This is a genomic window from Arthrobacter liuii, assembly GCF_014639275.1.
In the GTDB taxonomy this organism is placed as follows: Bacteria; Actinomycetota; Actinomycetes; order Actinomycetales; family Micrococcaceae; genus Arthrobacter; species Arthrobacter liuii.
In genome coordinates, this window is sequence record NZ_BMFW01000001.1 from 111,525 (window position 1) to 127,033 (window position 15,509).

Genomic DNA, 15,509 nt, shown 5'->3' on the forward strand with positions numbered 1-15,509 from the left:
GACAACAGTGGAAAGGGTGCTGATCCTTTCACCCATCCGCCCCCGACGATGGTCCGAATCGCTTCCGAGGGTCCTGCCAGGACCCCAACGCCGGCGGGAAGATCCACCCGCCTTAACGGAAGGATTCGGTCCATGCGCAACTCACCCAACCGCCTCGTCGCCACCATATTCGGAGCCGTCTACCTGCTGGTGGGCATCCTGGGCTTCGCCGTCACGTCCGGCGTCGGTTTCGTCGCCACGGAAGGCGCGAACCTCATCATCTTCGAAGTCAACCCGCTGCACAATGTCATCCACCTGGCCATCGGCGCCGCCTTGCTCTTCGCGGGGCTTCGCGGGACGGACACGGCGCGCACGGTGAACGCCACGGTGGGCGGCGTATACCTCCTGGTGGGCATCGTGGGGCTGTTCCTGCTGGACTCGTCCCTGAACATCATCGCCCTGAACGGTGCTGACAACGTCCTCCACCTCGCCAGTGCGGTGCTTCTCCTCGGCGTGGGCCTGTCGCTGGATAAGTCTCCTGCCGCCGCACGGGCCTAGCATGGCAGCCCTCCGACGAACGGTGTCCCGGAAGCTGGCCGTACCCCAGGACCAGGCGGTGTTCCCGGAAGCAGCCCTGCCTCCCGCTGCCGCTGCCACCCGCCTGGTCGCAGGGTTCGCCGGCTTTGGTGCGGGAACGGTCAACCTGGCCCTCTCGTCCAGCTTCTTCGCGGCAGCGGCCGGTGCCACGGGACCGGAGCTGTTGGCCTTCGGTGCGTTGGCCGGCCTCTGGGGGACCGCCCTGCTGGCGGGTTCCGTGGTGTTCCTGGCCCGGGACCGGCTGCCGGGCGGCGGGGCCGCGCGATACGTTCTGGCAGCTGCCGCCGCGGCCCATCTGGCCGCCATAGCCTTCGCGGCCCCCGGGCGTCCCGGGCTTTACCTCACGCAGCTTTCGGCGCTGCTGCTCACCCTGATGATTATCGCGTCGCTGGGATGGCTGCGGCGGGCCGGGGCTCGGCAGGAAAGTGAACGGCAGCAGCCAGGCCAAGGACCGGCGGCGGCATCGACAGGTGCGCGGCCGGGCAGGCTTCTGCTGGGAGCTTTCGCCGGCGCCGTCCTGGTGGCAGGAATAACGACGCCGGGACTCGCCGCTTCCACGGCTGGCCAGTACGCCGTGCCGCACGGTGGGCATGGCAACGTGGCGCCGGACGGCCACCATCGACACTGAACCACTCCCGCAACGGGAACATATTGGCCCAACGAAAGAGCCTCCATGCCGCGGGTCTGCGGCAGGAGGCTCTTCACGTTGCTGCCGGAACATGCCGGCGTGTTTTTAGCGGTCCGCTGTTAGTGGTCCACGGCCTTCTCGGCTCCGATGCCCGTCAGCGAGCGGACTTCCATTTCGGCCTGCTTGGCCGCATCCTCCCGCCTCTTGTCGAGGGTGGTGCCCAGCCAGCCAAGGAAGAAGGCCAGCGGGATGGACACGATGCCCGGGTTGCTGAGCGGGAAGAGGGCGAAGTTGGCGCCCGGAATCATCGAGGTCTTGGCCCCCGAAACCACCGGGGAGAACACGATGAGCAGGACAGCTGAAGCCAAGCCGCCGTACATGCTCCATAGCGCGCCCTGGGTGGTGAACTTCCGCCAGAACAGCGAGTAGAGGATGGTGGGGAGGTTGGCCGAAGCGGCGACGGCGAATGCCAGCGCCACCAGGAAGGCCACATTCTGGCCGTTGGCGAAGATGCCGCCCAGGATGGCCAGGATGCCGATGACCACAACGGTGCGCCGGGCCACCCGTACTTCAGTGGCGGCGTCGGCCTTGCCCTTGGCGATGACGTTTGCGTAGATGTCATGCGCAAAGGATGCCGCGGCCGTGATGGTCAGGCCAGCAACCACCGCAAGGATGGTTGCGAACGCGACCGCCGAGATGAAGCCGAGCAGCAGCGGACCGCCCAGGTAGAAGGCCAGCAGCGGTGCGGCGGAGTTCACGCCGCCTGGGGCGCCCTTGATGGTGTCGGCGCCCACGAGGGCCGCGGCACCGTAGCCGAGGACCAGGGTGAACAGGTAGAAGATGCCGATCAGCCAGATGGACCAGACCACGGACTTGCGGGCTTCCTTGGCGGTGGGAACCGTGTAGAAGCGCATCAGCACGTGTGGCAGGGCCGCGGTGCCGAGCACCAGGGCCAGGCCCAGGGACATGAAGTCCAGCTTGGACGTGTCCGACTTGCCGTACTGCAGGCCGGGGTTCAGGACCGCGGGGTTGTTGGCGGTCTCCACAGCACCGCCCAGCAGTGCCGAGAGGTTGAAGCCGTAGATGCCCAGGACCCACAGGGTCATAACGGCGGCGCCGGCGATCAGCAGCATGGCTTTGATGATCTGGACCCAAGTGGTTCCCTTCATGCCGCCGATCAGGACGTACATGATCATGAGTGCACCGACGACGATGATCACCAGGGCTTGTCCGCCCCAGTCGCTGATGCCGAGCAGCAGGGAGATCAGGCTGCCTGCGCCGGCCATCTGGGCCAGGAGGTAGAAGAAGCAGACGGCGAGGGTGGAGATGGCCGCGGCGATCCGGACCGGGCGCTGCTTCAGCCGGAAGGACAGCACGTCCGCCATGGTGAACTTGCCGGTGTTGCGCAGCAGTTCAGCCACCAGCAGCAGCGCCACGAGCCAGGCCACCAGGAAGCCGATGGAGTACATGAACCCGTCGTAGCCGTTGATGGCGATGGCTCCGGTGATGCCCAGGAAGGATGCTGCCGACAGGTAGTCGCCGGCGATGGCGGTGCCGTTCTGGGAGCCGGTGAACGAGCGCCCTGCGGCGTAGTAGTCGGCGGCGGTCTTGTTGTTCCGGCTGGCGCGGAACACGATCACCATGGTCACTGCTACGAACAGGCCGAAGATGCCCATATTCAGGAGGGTGGTGTCCTTGAGGGCGGCGACATCCACCGCAGCGGGAATTGCGATCATTTGTTGGCTCCGCCCACTCGGTTTCCGTCTTTATTGGCTCCGCCCACTCGGTTTCCGTTGTTAGTGGCTCCGCCCACCCGGTTTCCGTTCTTGTCGAATTCGTGCCCCTCGATCTCGTGCCTGATTTCCGAGGCGACGGGGTCCAGCCGCTTGTTCGAGTAGTGCACGTACCAGCCGGTGATGGCGAACGTCGAGACGAACTGGAGCAGGCCCAGGATCAGGCCGATGTTGATGTTGCCCCAGACCTTGGTGGACATGAATCCCACCGCGTAGTCGGCGAGCAGGACGTAGGCGAAGTACCACAGCAGGAAGGCCACTGCCATGGGGAAGACAAAGCTGCGGTGACGCTTGCGCAATTCCTGGAACTGCCCGGTCGACTGGACTTGTTCAAAGTCCACGGACGCCGCTGCGTCCGGAGTATGGGCCTCGTTACCCATCGTTCCTCCTCATTGAGTTGCCGGAACACACCCAGCGGCAGGTCCTGGGTCGGCGTCGCCGGCCAGTGACACTGACCAGCAGCACCGCACAGGAGTACCGCAGATGTGACAACAATCACTCTGCGTCCGCCGGCCACCGCATTCCAGCAGTTGGCGGCCCACTGTCGCTCAACGGTCGCGATGCTGCGGCAAACGGCACCCGCGGCTACGCTGGGCACCATGCCGGACTCCCCCCTCCTCACCGCCGCGGCCGTGGCGGTGATCGCCATGGCCATTGCCGTCGTCGTCGGCGTGGGCCTGAAGGTGCTCCGTTCCTTCAGGGAGCTGGGCACTGATGCCGAGCGCGCCACCTACCACGCGCTCCACGCCGCATCCCAGGCGGGGCAGCACCTGCGCCGCGGCCTGAATCCGGCCGGCGCCGCAAAGGCCAGCCGCCAGCTGCGGGCCTTGCTCGCCTGCGATGCCCTGGCGATTACGGACACCTCCGGCCTACTCGCCTGGGACGGCAGCGGCGAGGACATCAGGCCGCGGTTAATGGACCTTGCCGCCGGGGTCCTTGGATCGGGCCGCACAGCCGTCCTCTCCGCGGGCGAAGACGGAACCGGCGGCCGCCTTGCCGGCGTCATCGCCCCGGTACGGGCCGGGACCCGCGTGGTGGGTGCCGTGGCTGCTTTCGCTCCTTCCGCGGGGGCAGGCCTGGTCAGGGCAACGGGGGAAGTGGCCGACTGGGTGGCGGTGCAGGTGGAACTCGCCGAGCTGGACGCATCCCGGACGCTGCTGATGGAAGCGGAAGTCCGGGCGCTGCGGGCGCAGATCAGCCCGCACTTCATTTACAACTCGCTCAACGCCATTGCGTCCTTCATCAACACCGATCCGGAGCGGGCCCGGGAGCTGGTGGTGGAATTTGCGGATTTCACCCGCTACTCCTTCAGGAGGCACGGCGACTTCACCACCCTTGCCGAGGAGCTTCGCTGCATCGACCGCTACCTGCTCCTGGAGCGTGCCCGGTTCGGCGAGCGCGTGCAGGTCAGCCTGCGCGTCGCACCCGAGGTGCTCAGCACCGTCATACCCTTCCTCAGCCTCCAGCCCCTGGTGGAGAACGCCGTCCGGCACGGGCTCGAGGCCAAGGAGGGTCCCGGGCACATCAGCATCAAGGCCGAGGACGCAGGGGCATTCGCCGAGGTGACCATTGAGGACGACGGCGTGGGGATGGATCCGGAGCAGCTCCGGTCCATGCTCGCCGGGCACACCGACGGGGACCACGTGGGGCTGCGGAACGTGGACGCGCGGCTCCGGCAGGTGTACGGCAACGATCACGGGCTGGTGGTCGAAACTGCGCCGGGCGAGGGAACGTTGATCACCATGCGGGTGCCAAAGTCCCAGCCCGGGCACGATGCGTAAGGCGGCCCGTTCCGCTGGAAGTACCCTAGGAGCATGATTAACGTCCTCGTCGTTGATGATGAGCTGCCCGCCGTTGAGGAACTGGCCTTCCTGCTGGGCAGGGACGATCGCATCGGAAAGGTGCTGCGGGCCACGTCCGGCGCTGAAGCACTCACGGCCCTGTCCGCCGGCAGCATCGACGCCGTCTTCCTGGACATCCACATGCCCGCCGTGTCCGGCCTGGACATCGCCGGTGCCATTGCGCGGAGCAGCAATCCCCCGGCCGTTGTCTTTGTCACCGCCGACGAGGACCACGCCTTGGCGGCGTTCGAACTCGCGGCCGTGGATTACCTGCTCAAACCCGTGCGCGCGGAGCGCCTGGCCCGTTCCGTGGGACGGATCAGCGAACTGCGCGACGGCGGTGCGGCAGCGGAGATGATCACCGTTGACCAGGGCGGTACCACCAGGATGATCCGCCGGGACGACGTCACCTATGTCCAGGCCCAGGGGGACTACGCCCGGCTGCACACCGCCGACGCAAGCTACCTCATACGGGTGCCGCTTGCCGACCTTGAACAGCAATGGGCTGATGCCGGGTTCATCCGCACCCACCGCTCCTACCTGGTGGCGCTGAAGCATGTGTCCTCGATGAAGCTGGCGGCCGATGGGCCGCGCGTGACGGTGGCCGGTGCCGGCCTGCCCATCAGCCGGCGCCACCTGCCGATCGTGCGGGAGAAGCTGGAGGCCACCAGGATCAGGCCGCACGCATGACCCGCGTCCGCGTCACGGCCCCGCACGCCTCCCCCCGCACTCCGGTGCGCGGCGGGCAGCGCCCGCTCGAGTCGCGCGAAGCCGCGCAGGACTCCGAAGTGGGTCAGGTGTTCGTCCGATCGCTGATCAGGTCCCAGCTGCGGCTTGCCCTGGTGGTGGCGGGCGGCTTCCTGCTGATCCTCGCAGCTTTCCCGTTGATCCTGGTGATGGCTCCCGGCCTGGACGATACCCGGATCGCCGGCATCCCCTTCGGTTGGCTCCTGCTGGGCGTCGGAATCTACCCGGTGATCGGGTTGAGCGCCTGGCTGTACGTCAGGACTGCCGCGCGCAACGAGGCGCGGTACCGGGACCTGGCCGGTGAACAGTGAACGCGGAAACACGGAGCGGACCGGTGGGGCGCGGATGAATGCCGGAATCGCCATCACGGCCGTCGCGGTGGTGTCCCTCGCCACGGCCATCATCGGGTTCTACGGACTGCGGATCTCACGCACCACCGGGGATTTCTACGTTGCTTCGCGGACCGTGCGGCCCTGGTGGAACGCATCGGCGATCGGCGGCGAGTACCTTTCCGCCGCCAGCTTCCTGGGCGTAGCCGGACTCATCCTGTTGTCCGGGACGGATGCGCTCTGGTTCCCCGTGGGATACACCGCGGGCTACCTGATGCTGCTGCTCTTCGTCGCCGCCCCGCTGCGCCGCTCGGGAGCCTACACCATCCCGGACTTCACCGAGTCCCGGCTCGCTTCGCAGACGGTCCGGCGGGTCACCAGCCTGGTGGTGGTGATGGTGGGATGGCTGTACATCGTGCCGCAACTGCACGGCGCCGCCCTCACCATCCACATCGCCACGGGCCTGCCGTCCTGGGTGGGGTCGGTGGCCGTTGTGGTGGTGGTGTGCCTCACGGTGGTGGCGGGCGGAATGCGGTCCATCACCTTTGTCCAGGCGTTCCAGTACTGGCTCAAGTTGACAGCCCTGGCCGTGCCCATCCTGTTCATCATCTTCGTGCTGGCCGGCCACGGCACGGAGCCGCAGTCCCCGCCCGCGGTCAACCCTACGGGCTTGGCACCGGCGGGGCTGTACCAGAACGTTTCCCTGCTGGTGGCACTGCTGTTCGGCACCCTGGGCCTGCCCCACGTGCTGGTGCGCTTCTACACCAACCCGGACGGGCACTCCGCCCGGCGCACCACGCTGATCGTTCTCGGGCTGCTGTCCGTGTTCTACCTCTTCCCCACTGCGTACGGCCTGGTGGCGCGGATGTTCGCGCCGGACCTGGCCCGCTCCGGTCAGCCGGACGCCATGGTCCTGCGGCTGCCGGGCCAGCTTGTCGGCGGGATGCCGGGCGACCTGCTCACCGCACTGGTGGTGGCCGGGGCGTTCGCCGCGTTCCTGTCCACAACCTCGGGTTTAGTGGTGTCCCTGGCCGGTGTCATCAGCCAGGACGTCCTGGGCGGAAGTGTCCGCGGATTCCGGCTCGCCGCCGTCGTCTCCGCCGTCGTCCCTTTGGGCTTCGCCTTCATGACCGGCTCGCTGGCGCTGGCCGGCAGCGTTGGGCTGGTCTTCGCGTTCACCGCCTCCACCGTGTGCCCGGTCCTGCTGCTGGGCATCTGGTGGCGCGGCCTTACGGACGCCGGAGCCATCGCCGGCATGGTGACCGGCGGTGTCCTCTGCGGCGGTGCGATGATCGTGGGCGCCCTGCCCGCTTCGGGCCCGACACCGGCCTGGCTGGCTCAGCCTGCAGCCTGGAGCGTGCCTGCCGCCTTCGCCGTGATGGTCATTGTCTCCCGCGCCACGCAACACCGCATTCCCGGCACCATGCCGCGGATCATGACCCGCCTGCACACCCCCGAGCGGCCGCTGGCAACCGAACGGTGATCGGGAGGACAATAACGCCATGTCCATCGAGGACGGCGGCACGTCCCACCGGCAAGGCGCGGTTCCTCCCTCCGTCCGGGCGCAACTGCTCGCCACGGAGCACTGGGGCCTGCTCGCATCGCGCAGCACGGGCTCCTGACCCAGCTCCGCGTGATGAACGTGGCCTACGAGGACCTCATGTACGTCACCCGCCATGAACAGGCTGCGGGCCGCCTACGTGGACCTTGACCCAGGCGTGGCATTTTTCCTGATGGCGGCGAACCACGACGACGAGGCGGGTTCCAGGCACCTACTACTTCTTCGGCATAAGGGGCAGCTTGAGCCAGGTGGCTGCCGAGCGGGATTTTTCGCTGCGTCCGTCGTGCACACGGGGCGAGGCTACCGCGATCTGTGGCGCCGTTTTACGCCGCTCTCCCCCACGCCACCGGCAAGGGACTGAACGCCCCTGCGGCAGTGGCGCGTCAGTCGATGGCCGCCATCAACTCGACCACGCGGTCCAGGAACGCGTCCACCTGTGATTCCTCGTAGCCATCACGGCCAACCTCCGGACGGAAGACTGCGCGGCGCACGCTGTCCACGCTCAACGGCTTGTCCTGCTCGAGGTAGGCGACGAGCTCGCGGCACAGCCGATCGACGTCGTTCGTGTTGTAGCTGCGGGCGTTCTTTTTCGCGGGCCGGCGGAAGCGGTCCCCGTCGGGCCGGTGCAGCCTTCCGCGCAGGATGCCGGAGAGGTTACCGATTTCGCGCAGCCAGGCTTCCTCGCCACGCGCTGCAATCAGCTCATCCCGCTCCCGGCGGGCGAAGGCGTCCTCGAGCCGGTCCAGTGCGGCGTCCACGACGCCGGCGGCGTAGCCGCCCTTGACGGGGTCGAAGGACACGGCCCTGACGTCGGCACTCTTGACGGGCTCGGTGGAGGCTTCAGGTGTCTCCAGGGAGACCCGTGCCCGTTGCAGGAACTGGTCCACCTGCTTGGCGTTGTACCCGTACTCACTGCGCTGCACGCGCTCAAAGGACGCAGGGATCTGCCGATGAATGTCCAATGCCACTTCGATTCCTTCAATGCTCTTCAGCCGTAGTGCTTCGGCACCAGTTTAGGGTGCCGGGGCTGGTACGGCCGCCCGGGTCCTGTTTGTGTCAGATGCCCGGATACGCCGGGCCGGAGTGGTCATGCGGCAGCCACAAGGCCGTACAGGATGAAGGCCACCGGTGAGGCGAACACGATGGAGTCCAGCCTGTCCATCACTCCCCCGTGGCCTGGCAGGATGCTGCTCATGTCCTTGACGCCCAGTTCGCGCTTGACCATGGACTCGGCGAGGTCACCGGCGGTGGACGCAGCCACGGTGCCTACAGCCAGCACCACGCCTACCCACCACGGCTTGTCCAGCACGAAGAGGGCTGCCAGGACGCCGATCAGCATGGCGCCCGCAACCGAGCCCGCAAAGCCCTCCCAGGACTTCTTGGGGCTGATTTTCGGCGCCATGGGGTGCTTCCCGATCGATGCACCCACCAGGTAGCCGAAAGTGTCGTTGGAGACCACCAGCAGCAGCATGACGGCAATTTCCCACGCTCCGATGGGTGCCATGCCGCCCGGCCAAAGCCCCAGCGGGGTCGTCCCGGCCGCGTGCAGCGGAAGGGCGGCAAAGCTGATGAAGAACGGTACCCACCCCAGGGTGAAGACGCCGGCGAAGATACTGTTGGCGGATCCGGCGGCACTCTCAATCGACCGCCACAGCAGGACCGCCACGGCGCTGAGCAGCAAGGCAAACAGCTGGCTCTCGATGCCGCCGAAGTAGGCGGCGAAGGGTAAGGCCAAAGTCCCCGTCATGACCGGCACGATGGGCATCCTGGTGCCGTTGGCTTCCAGCGCGCGGTAGATCTCCCACACGCCAAAGACCGCAAAGGCGGTGACAACGGCTACGAAAGCCAGCGGGAGGAACAGCAGCCCGCCCAGGACGGCGAACAGCATGGCCAGGCCCACCACGACGGCGGCGGGCAGGTTCCGCCCGGCCTTTGGCGTCGGATTGCTCCTGGGCCGCTTCCCCCGTGCCCGCGCCCGTGAAGCCGGGGCCTGATCTGCCTGGCCCATCAGACTTCGAGCAGCTCTGCTTCCTTGCGCTTGAGCAGCTCGTCGATGCCGTCCACGTGGGCCTTCGTCAGGCCGTCCAGTTCCTTTTCGGCGCGGCTGCCCTCGTCCTCGCCGGCCTCGCCGTCCTTGACCAGCCGGTCCAGGGTTTCCTTGGCCTTGCGGCGGATGTTCCGGATGGAGACCTTGGCGTCCTCACCCTTGGTCTTGACGATCTTGACGTATTCCTTGCGGCGTTCCTTGGTCAGTTCAGGAATGGTGATCCTGATGACGTTGCCGTCGTTGGACGGGTTGGCACCGACCTCGGAATCGCTCAGGGCCCGCTCGATGTCCCGCAGGGCGGTTTTGTCGAACGGGGTGATCAGGATGGTGCGGGCGTCCGGGATGGCAAAGGAGGCCAACTGCTGCAGCGGCGTGGGCGAGCCGTAGTAGTCCACCAGCACCTTGTTGTACAGGCCGGGGTTGGCGCGGCCGGTGCGGACGGAAGCGAAGTCTTCCTTGGCTACCTCAACCGCCTTGTCCATCTTTTCTTCGGCTTCGAGCAAGGTTTCTTCGATCACGGTCTCTCCTGACGGTTCTGGTGCAGTCCGGGGCCCCGGTTCCCTGCACTCACGTGGTTCCTTTGTTGCTGTCTCCGGCCCCGCCGGGAGGGGCAGGGCCGGAATTGTCCTGAAATCATCCTAGCCGCAGCTAGGCGGTGACCAGCGTGCCCAGCTTCTCGCCAAGGATGGCGCGGGTGACGTTGCCTTCGCCCTCCATGCCGAAGACCACCATGGAGAGGTCGTTGTCCTTGCACATGGTCATGGCCGTCTGGTCCATGACGCGGATGTCGCGGCGCAGTGCATCGTCGTAGCTAAGGGTCTCCAGGCGTTCTGCAGTGGGGTCCTTCTTCGGGTCCGCTGTGTAGACGGCGTCCACCCCGCTCTTGGCCATGAGGACCACGTCGGCGTGGACTTCCAGCGCCCGCTGGGCGGCCACTGTGTCGGTGGAGAAGTACGGCAGGCCGGCACCGGCGCCAAAGATGACAACCCGGCCCTTTTCCATGTGGCGGATGGCGCGCCGCGGGATGTAGGCCTCGGCCACCTGGCCCATGGTGATGGCACTCTGGACGCGGGTCTCCACCCCTGCCTGCTCAAGGAAATCCTGCAGCGCGAGGCAGTTCATGACGGTTCCCAGCATGCCCATGTAGTCGGCGCGGGAGCGGTCCATGCCGCTCTGGGACAGTTCGGCGCCGCGGAAGAAGTTGCCGCCACCTACCACGATGGCCACCTCAACCTCGGGGACGGCGGCGGCGATCTGCTTGGCGACATTGCGGACGGTTTCGGGGTCGACACCCAGCTTCCCGCCGCCGAAGACCTCGCCGGAGAGCTTCAGGAGGACCCGCCGCCGGCCCTTCTCTGAATGCGTGACAGTGTTGACGGCTTCCATGATGCCTTCCCGTTGGTGATTCTGAAAAAAGGGTATCCTGCCGGATCCGGTGGTTGGAACCGGTCGCGCTCCAAGTGGACTGCGCGCATGCAAAAGGGGCGGCCACCGAAGTGGCCACCCCTTGCAATTTCGACTAGGAGCCGACGCGGAAACGCGTGAACGCGGTTCCCTTGACACCGGCCTCTTCGAGGACCTGTGCCACGGACTTCTTGGCGTCCTTGGCGAATGCCTGGTCAACCAGGACCTCGCCCTTGTAGAAGCCCGTCACGCGGCCTTCCACAATCTTGGTGAGGGCAGCTTCGGGCTTGCCCTCCGCCTTGGCGGTCTCTTCGGCGATGCGGCGCTCGGACTCGACGAGCTCGGCCGGAACGTCCTCGCGGGTGAGGTAGTTCGGAGCCATGGCAGCGATGTGGACGGCGACATCGTGTGCCGCAGCGGTGGCGGCTTCGCCTTCACCGTCGACCGCGAACAGCACGCCCACCTGGGCCGGGAGGTCCTTGGAGGTCTTGTGCAGGTAAGCGTCGACCGTTGCACCCTCAACGCGGGAGATGCGGCGGACAACAACCTTCTCGCCCAGGATGGCGCCCTCTTCGACGACGACCTCGGACAGCGGCTTGCCGTCGACGTCGGTGGCCAGCAGGGTCTCGAGGTCGGCTGCGCCGGACTCGACTGCGACGGCCAGGACCTTGTCGGCCAGCTGGATGAACTTGTCAGCCTTGGCAACGAAGTCGGTTTCGCAGTTGACCTCGATCATGACGCCGACGCCATTGCTGACCTTGGCGGCCACGAGGCCTTCGGCGGTGGAGCGGCCTTCACGCTTGGTAGCGCCCTTGAGGCCCTTGATGCGGATGATCTCGATGGCCTTCTCGGCGTCACCGTTGGCTTCGTCAAGAGCCTTCTTGACGTCCATCATGCCGGCGCCGGTGCGCTCGCGCAGGGCCTTGATGTCCGCGGCAGTGTAGTTCGCCATGTGAACCCCTCTGTCTAGAAATGTGTGGTGGTGTACGGACCGACAGGACAGCAGCCCACGGGGGCCGCCGTCCTGTCAGCAGCTCCGGCGCCGGGGGGCGCCGGAGAATCCGGATTTACTTGTATTACTTGGCGTCGTCTGCAGCCGGAGCTTCGGCTGCGGGAGCCTCGGCAGCGGCCGGAGCTTCCTCAGCAGCCGGTGCTTCCTCAGCTGCCGGAGCGGCAGCGGCTTCTGCCTTGCTGCCTTCGAGGAGCTCGCGCTCCCACTCGGCCAGCGGCTCTTCCGGAGCTTCGGTGGCGCCCGTGCCGCGGCTGTTGCGGGCGATCAGGCCTTCGGCAACGGCGTCGGCAACAACGCGGGTCAGGAGGTTCACGGAGCGGATGGCGTCGTCGTTGCCCGGGATCGGGAAGTCGACTTCGTCCGGATCACAGTTGGTGTCCAGGATGGCCACAACCGGGATGTTCAGCTTCTTGGCCTCGTCAACGGCGAGGTGTTCCTTCTTGGTGTCAACAACCCACAGCAGGGACGGAGCCTTGGTCAGGTTGCGGATACCGCCCAGGTTGGACTCAAGCTTGGTGAGCTCGCGCTTGAGGAGCAGCAGTTCCTTCTTCGTGTAAGCGGAACCGGCGACGTCGTCGAAGTCGATCTCTTCGAGCTCTTTCATGCGCTGGATACGCTTGGCAACCGTCTGGAAGTTGGTCAGCATACCGCCGAGCCAACGCTGGTTGACGTAAGGCTGGCCGACGCGGGTTGCCTGCTCGGCAATTGCTTCCTGGGCCTGCTTCTTGGTGCCGACGAAGAGCACGGTGCCGCCGTGGGCAACAGTGGCCTTGACGAACTCGTAGGCACGGTCGATGTAGGACAGCGACTGCTGAAGGTCGATGATGTAGATGCCGTTGCGCTCGGTGAAGATGAAGCGCTTCATCTTCGGGTTCCAACGGCGGGTCTGGTGTCCAAAGTGGACGCCGCTGTCAAGCAGCTGGCGCATGGTTACGACGGGCATTCCGACGCTCCTTATTTTCCGGCAGGTCATTCATGAGAAAACCCGGAGGCCTCTTACCCTGCCAATAGTTGACGGTTTATTAGCGTGGCCCGGACGGGCCGTGCTCCTGGCATCCACTGCCCTTCCCATCAGGACAATGCCTGACCGCAGGAAGCGCGATCCTCCTTGGACGACGCCGGGGCGTTGGCTGCCGGAGGGCTGGATGCGCGTAGTCAGCCGCCGCTCCCCCACACTCCTGAATGAGATGTGCCGACGCGATCCGGACAAGCTGATGCACCGCGGGGGTGGATCACTGGGACGGGAAGCGTTGAGGGCGCAGCAAACTGCTCCAGCAAGTGTACTACAGGCGTCCCCGCCTGCCAGACAGGGCGCTCTTGCCCAGGGCCGTTTTCCACATAGCCCAAACCTCCCCTGCCCGCGCCGGAATCGGGCGGCCAGGCTGGTGGCATGAAACCACCAGCCCTCCTGGCCGCACTCCTCCTGCTGCCGGCGTCCGTGGCCTCCCCCGGGCCGGCGCTGCCCAACAACGCGGCATTCCCCTACAGCGCAGTAAGCCCTGACAGCGCAGCCCTTCCCAACGGCGCAAGCCAGTACGGTTCCACCAACCTCAGGCAGGCTGCCGCCGGCTACCAGGGAAGCACGACGACGGCTGCTGAAGCGGGTGCCCGGCCTTCCTGGCAGTGGCCGCTGGCACCGCGGCCGCCGGTGCTGCGCGGCTTCGATCCCCCGCCAAAACCCTGGCTCAGCGGGCACCGCGGCGTGGACTTGGGCTTCGCCGCGGCCGGATCCGAAGTCGTTTCTCCCGCTGCGGGAAGAGTCAGCTTCGTGGGCGTGGTGGTGGACCGTCCGGTGATCACCATCGACCATGGCGGCGAGTTGCGGAGCAGTTTCGAACCAGTGGAAAGCACGTTGGCAGTGGGTGCCGCCGTGGCTGCGGGCGACGCGATCGGGACCGTACTTCCGGGGCACTGCACGGCAGCACAGTGCCTGCATTGGGGCGTGCGGGAAGGGACGGAGTACGTCAATCCCCTGCGGTTCGTCCTGGACCTTCGCCCGTCCATCCTCCTTCCGCTGCCTGGGGCGCCATAGGCCGGGTCAGGGTACCGAAGGGCCGGGCGCTGGGGCCAAAGGAGCCCGATGGGCCGCCGGGGGCCGGAGACTCCTTGAGGCGGCAGGCCGCCTAAACGATAGCCGAGATGCCCGTGATGGCCCGCCCCGTCACCAGGGTGTTGATTTCGGCCGTGCCCTCGTAGGAGTAGATGGCCTCGGCGTCTGCGAAGATCTTGGCCATCTCGAAGTCGGTCACGATTCCGTTGCCGCCCAGGATGCTTCGGCCCAGCGCCACGCTGTCCCGCATGCGCGCGGTGGCGAAGGCCTTGGCGAGCGCCGACTGTTCGTCCTTGGCCACGCCCGCGTCCTCAAGCTGCGAAAGGCGGACCATCATGCCCATGGAGCTGACGGTGTTGCCCAGGATCCGGACCAGCTGGTCCTGGATGAGCTGGAAGGAGGCCAGGGGGCGGCCGAACTGGTGGCGCTCCACGGCGTAGGCGCGGGCAACATCGAACGCGGCCTGCTGGAGTCCGACGGCCTGCCAGGCCACTGCCAGCCGGGTGACTTTGAGTACCTTGTTGACGTCGCGGAAGCTGTTGGCGTTGGCGAGTTTAAAGTGGTCCGGGACCACCACGTCCTCAAGGACGATGTCGGCATTCTGGACGGTACGCAGGGAGATCTTGTTTTCAATCTTTGCGGTGTTGAAGCCGGCCAGCGTGGTGTCCACCATGAAGCCTTTGACCTGGTTGTCCGCCACGTCCCGGGCGTAGACCACCACCCAGTCAGAGAAGGTGGCGTTGCCAATCCATCGCTTCGCACCGTTGAGGATCCAGTTGCCGCCGTCCCTGCGCGCCGTGGTCCGGGTCCCGCCGGCTACATCGCTGCCGCCCAGCGGCTCGGTCAGGCCGAAGGCACCAATCTTCTTCAGGGCGTAGACGTCGGGAAGCCATTCGTCCTTCTGCTCTTCGGATGCCAGCAACTCAATGGAGCCGGTGAACAGCCCGTCGTGCACGCCCAGGAAGGTGGCGATGGAAGCGTCGGCGCGGGTGACCTCTGCCTGCAGCATGCCTGCGAAGAGATTGGAGTACCCCTGGCGCCGGACCGGGCTGCCCAGGTCCAGGCCAGCGAGCTTCGGAACCAGGTCCATGGGGAACTCCCCGCGGTTCCAGCAGCCCACCGCAATGGGCTTGACCTCGCGCGCCAGGAAATCGCGGACTTCGGCGAGCCGGTCCTGCTCCTTGCCGGAAAGAAGCTGCTCGAAGGCGAAGAAGTCGCCGTCTGCGTAGGGAAGCTCTTGGGGACCGGCTGCGGAGCTGGACATGGTTACCTTCTTTGGTGATCAATGCTGACCATGCCTCGGAACGGAGCACGGTATGTTACTGATCAGTAACATACCGCAGGGTGCGGGGTTAACCAAGAAAACCGCGGCCGACGAAAATCATCGGCCGCGGTTGTCGGTAGGGCTACTCGGACTTGAACCGAGGACCTTAGGATTATGAGTCCCGCGCTCTAACCAGCTGAGCTATAGCCCCCCAAACCCCGGGAGCATATGTGCGAACGCCGCGCTCCGACAAGGCA

15 protein-coding genes, 1 tRNA gene and 1 pseudogene are annotated in these 15,509 nt (G+C 66.3%); 7 read left to right on the forward strand and 10 right to left on the reverse strand.

All coding sequences use genetic code 11. From position 1 onward, the window contains the following. Positions 1–132: 132 nt before the first annotated feature. Positions 133–537, forward strand: a complete 405-nt coding sequence (locus IEW19_RS00555; protein ID WP_188569745.1) for a DUF4383 domain-containing protein — start codon at positions 133–135, stop codon at positions 535–537. A gap of 1 nt (position 538) precedes the next feature. After that, the gene (locus tag IEW19_RS00560) at positions 539–1,204 is read left to right on the forward strand and encodes a hypothetical protein (RefSeq protein WP_229748230.1); all 666 of its coding nucleotides are present in this window, start codon (positions 539–541) and stop codon (positions 1,202–1,204) included. A gap of 119 nt (positions 1,205–1,323) precedes the next feature. Here IEW19_RS00560 and IEW19_RS00565 read toward each other — a convergent pair whose 3' ends face one another. Beyond that, positions 1,324–2,940, reverse strand: coding sequence for a monocarboxylic acid transporter (locus IEW19_RS00565; protein WP_188569746.1), 1,617 nt, complete (start codon positions 2,938–2,940; stop codon positions 1,324–1,326). 65 nt (positions 2,941–3,005) lie between these two features. Next, positions 3,006–3,377 (reverse strand): annotated as a pseudogene (locus tag IEW19_RS00570) (DUF485 domain-containing protein); the annotation flags it as partial. 219 nt (positions 3,378–3,596) lie between these two features. On the opposite strand from IEW19_RS00570, the gene IEW19_RS00575 reads away from it, so the two are divergent. From IEW19_RS00575 to IEW19_RS00590, 4 genes are read left to right on the forward strand one after another with little or no spacing between them, the layout of a single operon-like run. After that, positions 3,597–4,778 (forward strand): sensor histidine kinase, encoded by a 1,182-nt coding sequence (locus tag IEW19_RS00575; protein ID WP_188569747.1) that lies wholly within the window; start codon positions 3,597–3,599, stop codon positions 4,776–4,778. 33 nt (positions 4,779–4,811) lie between these two features. Then, a complete protein-coding gene (locus IEW19_RS00580; RefSeq protein WP_188569748.1) occupies positions 4,812–5,528 on the forward strand; it encodes a LytR/AlgR family response regulator transcription factor in 717 nt (238 codons plus the stop codon). Further along, positions 5,525–5,896, forward strand: coding sequence for a DUF485 domain-containing protein (locus tag IEW19_RS00585; RefSeq protein ID WP_188569749.1), 372 nt, complete (start codon positions 5,525–5,527; stop codon positions 5,894–5,896). Before IEW19_RS00580 ends, IEW19_RS00585 begins: the two co-directional genes overlap by 4 nt. Positions 5,897–5,930: 34 nt before the next feature. Further along, positions 5,931–7,397: a sodium/solute symporter gene (locus IEW19_RS00590; protein WP_188569750.1), complete on the forward strand. Its 1,467-nt coding sequence runs from the start codon at positions 5,931–5,933 to the stop codon at positions 7,395–7,397. Positions 7,398–7,858: 461 nt separating this feature from the next. Here the strand turns inward: IEW19_RS00590 and IEW19_RS00600 are convergent, their stop codons facing one another. The 6 genes from IEW19_RS00600 to rpsB all read right to left on the reverse strand — a co-directional run bounded on the left by IEW19_RS00600 (position 7,859) and on the right by rpsB (position 12,881). After that, positions 7,859–8,443 (reverse strand): DivIVA domain-containing protein, encoded by a 585-nt coding sequence (locus tag IEW19_RS00600; RefSeq protein ID WP_188569751.1) that lies wholly within the window; start codon positions 8,441–8,443, stop codon positions 7,859–7,861. A 119-nt stretch (positions 8,444–8,562) separates the two neighbouring features. Further along, on the reverse strand, positions 8,563–9,483 hold the full coding sequence (locus IEW19_RS00605; RefSeq protein ID WP_188569752.1) for a phosphatidate cytidylyltransferase: 921 nt from the start codon (positions 9,481–9,483) through the stop codon (positions 8,563–8,565). Further along, positions 9,483–10,040 (reverse strand): ribosome recycling factor, encoded by a 558-nt coding sequence (gene frr, locus IEW19_RS00610; protein ID WP_188569753.1) that lies wholly within the window; start codon positions 10,038–10,040, stop codon positions 9,483–9,485. The genes IEW19_RS00605 and frr overlap by 1 nt, the downstream gene beginning before the upstream one ends. 130 nt (positions 10,041–10,170) lie before the next feature. Next, complete coding sequence (gene pyrH, locus IEW19_RS00615) at positions 10,171–10,908, reverse strand: UMP kinase (RefSeq protein ID WP_188569754.1); 738 nt, start codon at positions 10,906–10,908, stop codon at positions 10,171–10,173. A 133-nt stretch (positions 10,909–11,041) separates the two neighbouring features. Beyond that, complete coding sequence (tsf, locus tag IEW19_RS00620; RefSeq protein WP_141161028.1) at positions 11,042–11,878, reverse strand: translation elongation factor Ts; 837 nt, start codon at positions 11,876–11,878, stop codon at positions 11,042–11,044. A 124-nt stretch (positions 11,879–12,002) separates the two neighbouring features. Next, entirely contained in the window at positions 12,003–12,881 is an 879-nt protein-coding gene (gene rpsB / locus IEW19_RS00625; protein ID WP_188569755.1) for a 30S ribosomal protein S2, read from the reverse strand. Positions 12,882–13,328: 447 nt separating this feature from the next. Between rpsB and IEW19_RS00630 the strand changes: the two genes are divergently transcribed. Further along, a complete protein-coding gene (locus IEW19_RS00630) occupies positions 13,329–13,970 on the forward strand; it encodes a M23 family metallopeptidase (RefSeq protein ID WP_188569756.1) in 642 nt (213 codons plus the stop codon). A gap of 91 nt (positions 13,971–14,061) precedes the next feature. Here the strand turns inward: IEW19_RS00630 and IEW19_RS00635 are convergent, their stop codons facing one another. Then, the gene (locus IEW19_RS00635; protein ID WP_188569757.1) at positions 14,062–15,252 is read right to left on the reverse strand and encodes an acyl-CoA dehydrogenase family protein; all 1,191 of its coding nucleotides are present in this window, start codon (positions 15,250–15,252) and stop codon (positions 14,062–14,064) included. 137 nt (positions 15,253–15,389) lie between these two features. Further along, positions 15,390–15,463: transfer RNA gene (locus tag IEW19_RS00640), tRNA-Ile, on the reverse strand. Positions 15,464–15,509: the final 46 nt, after the last annotated feature.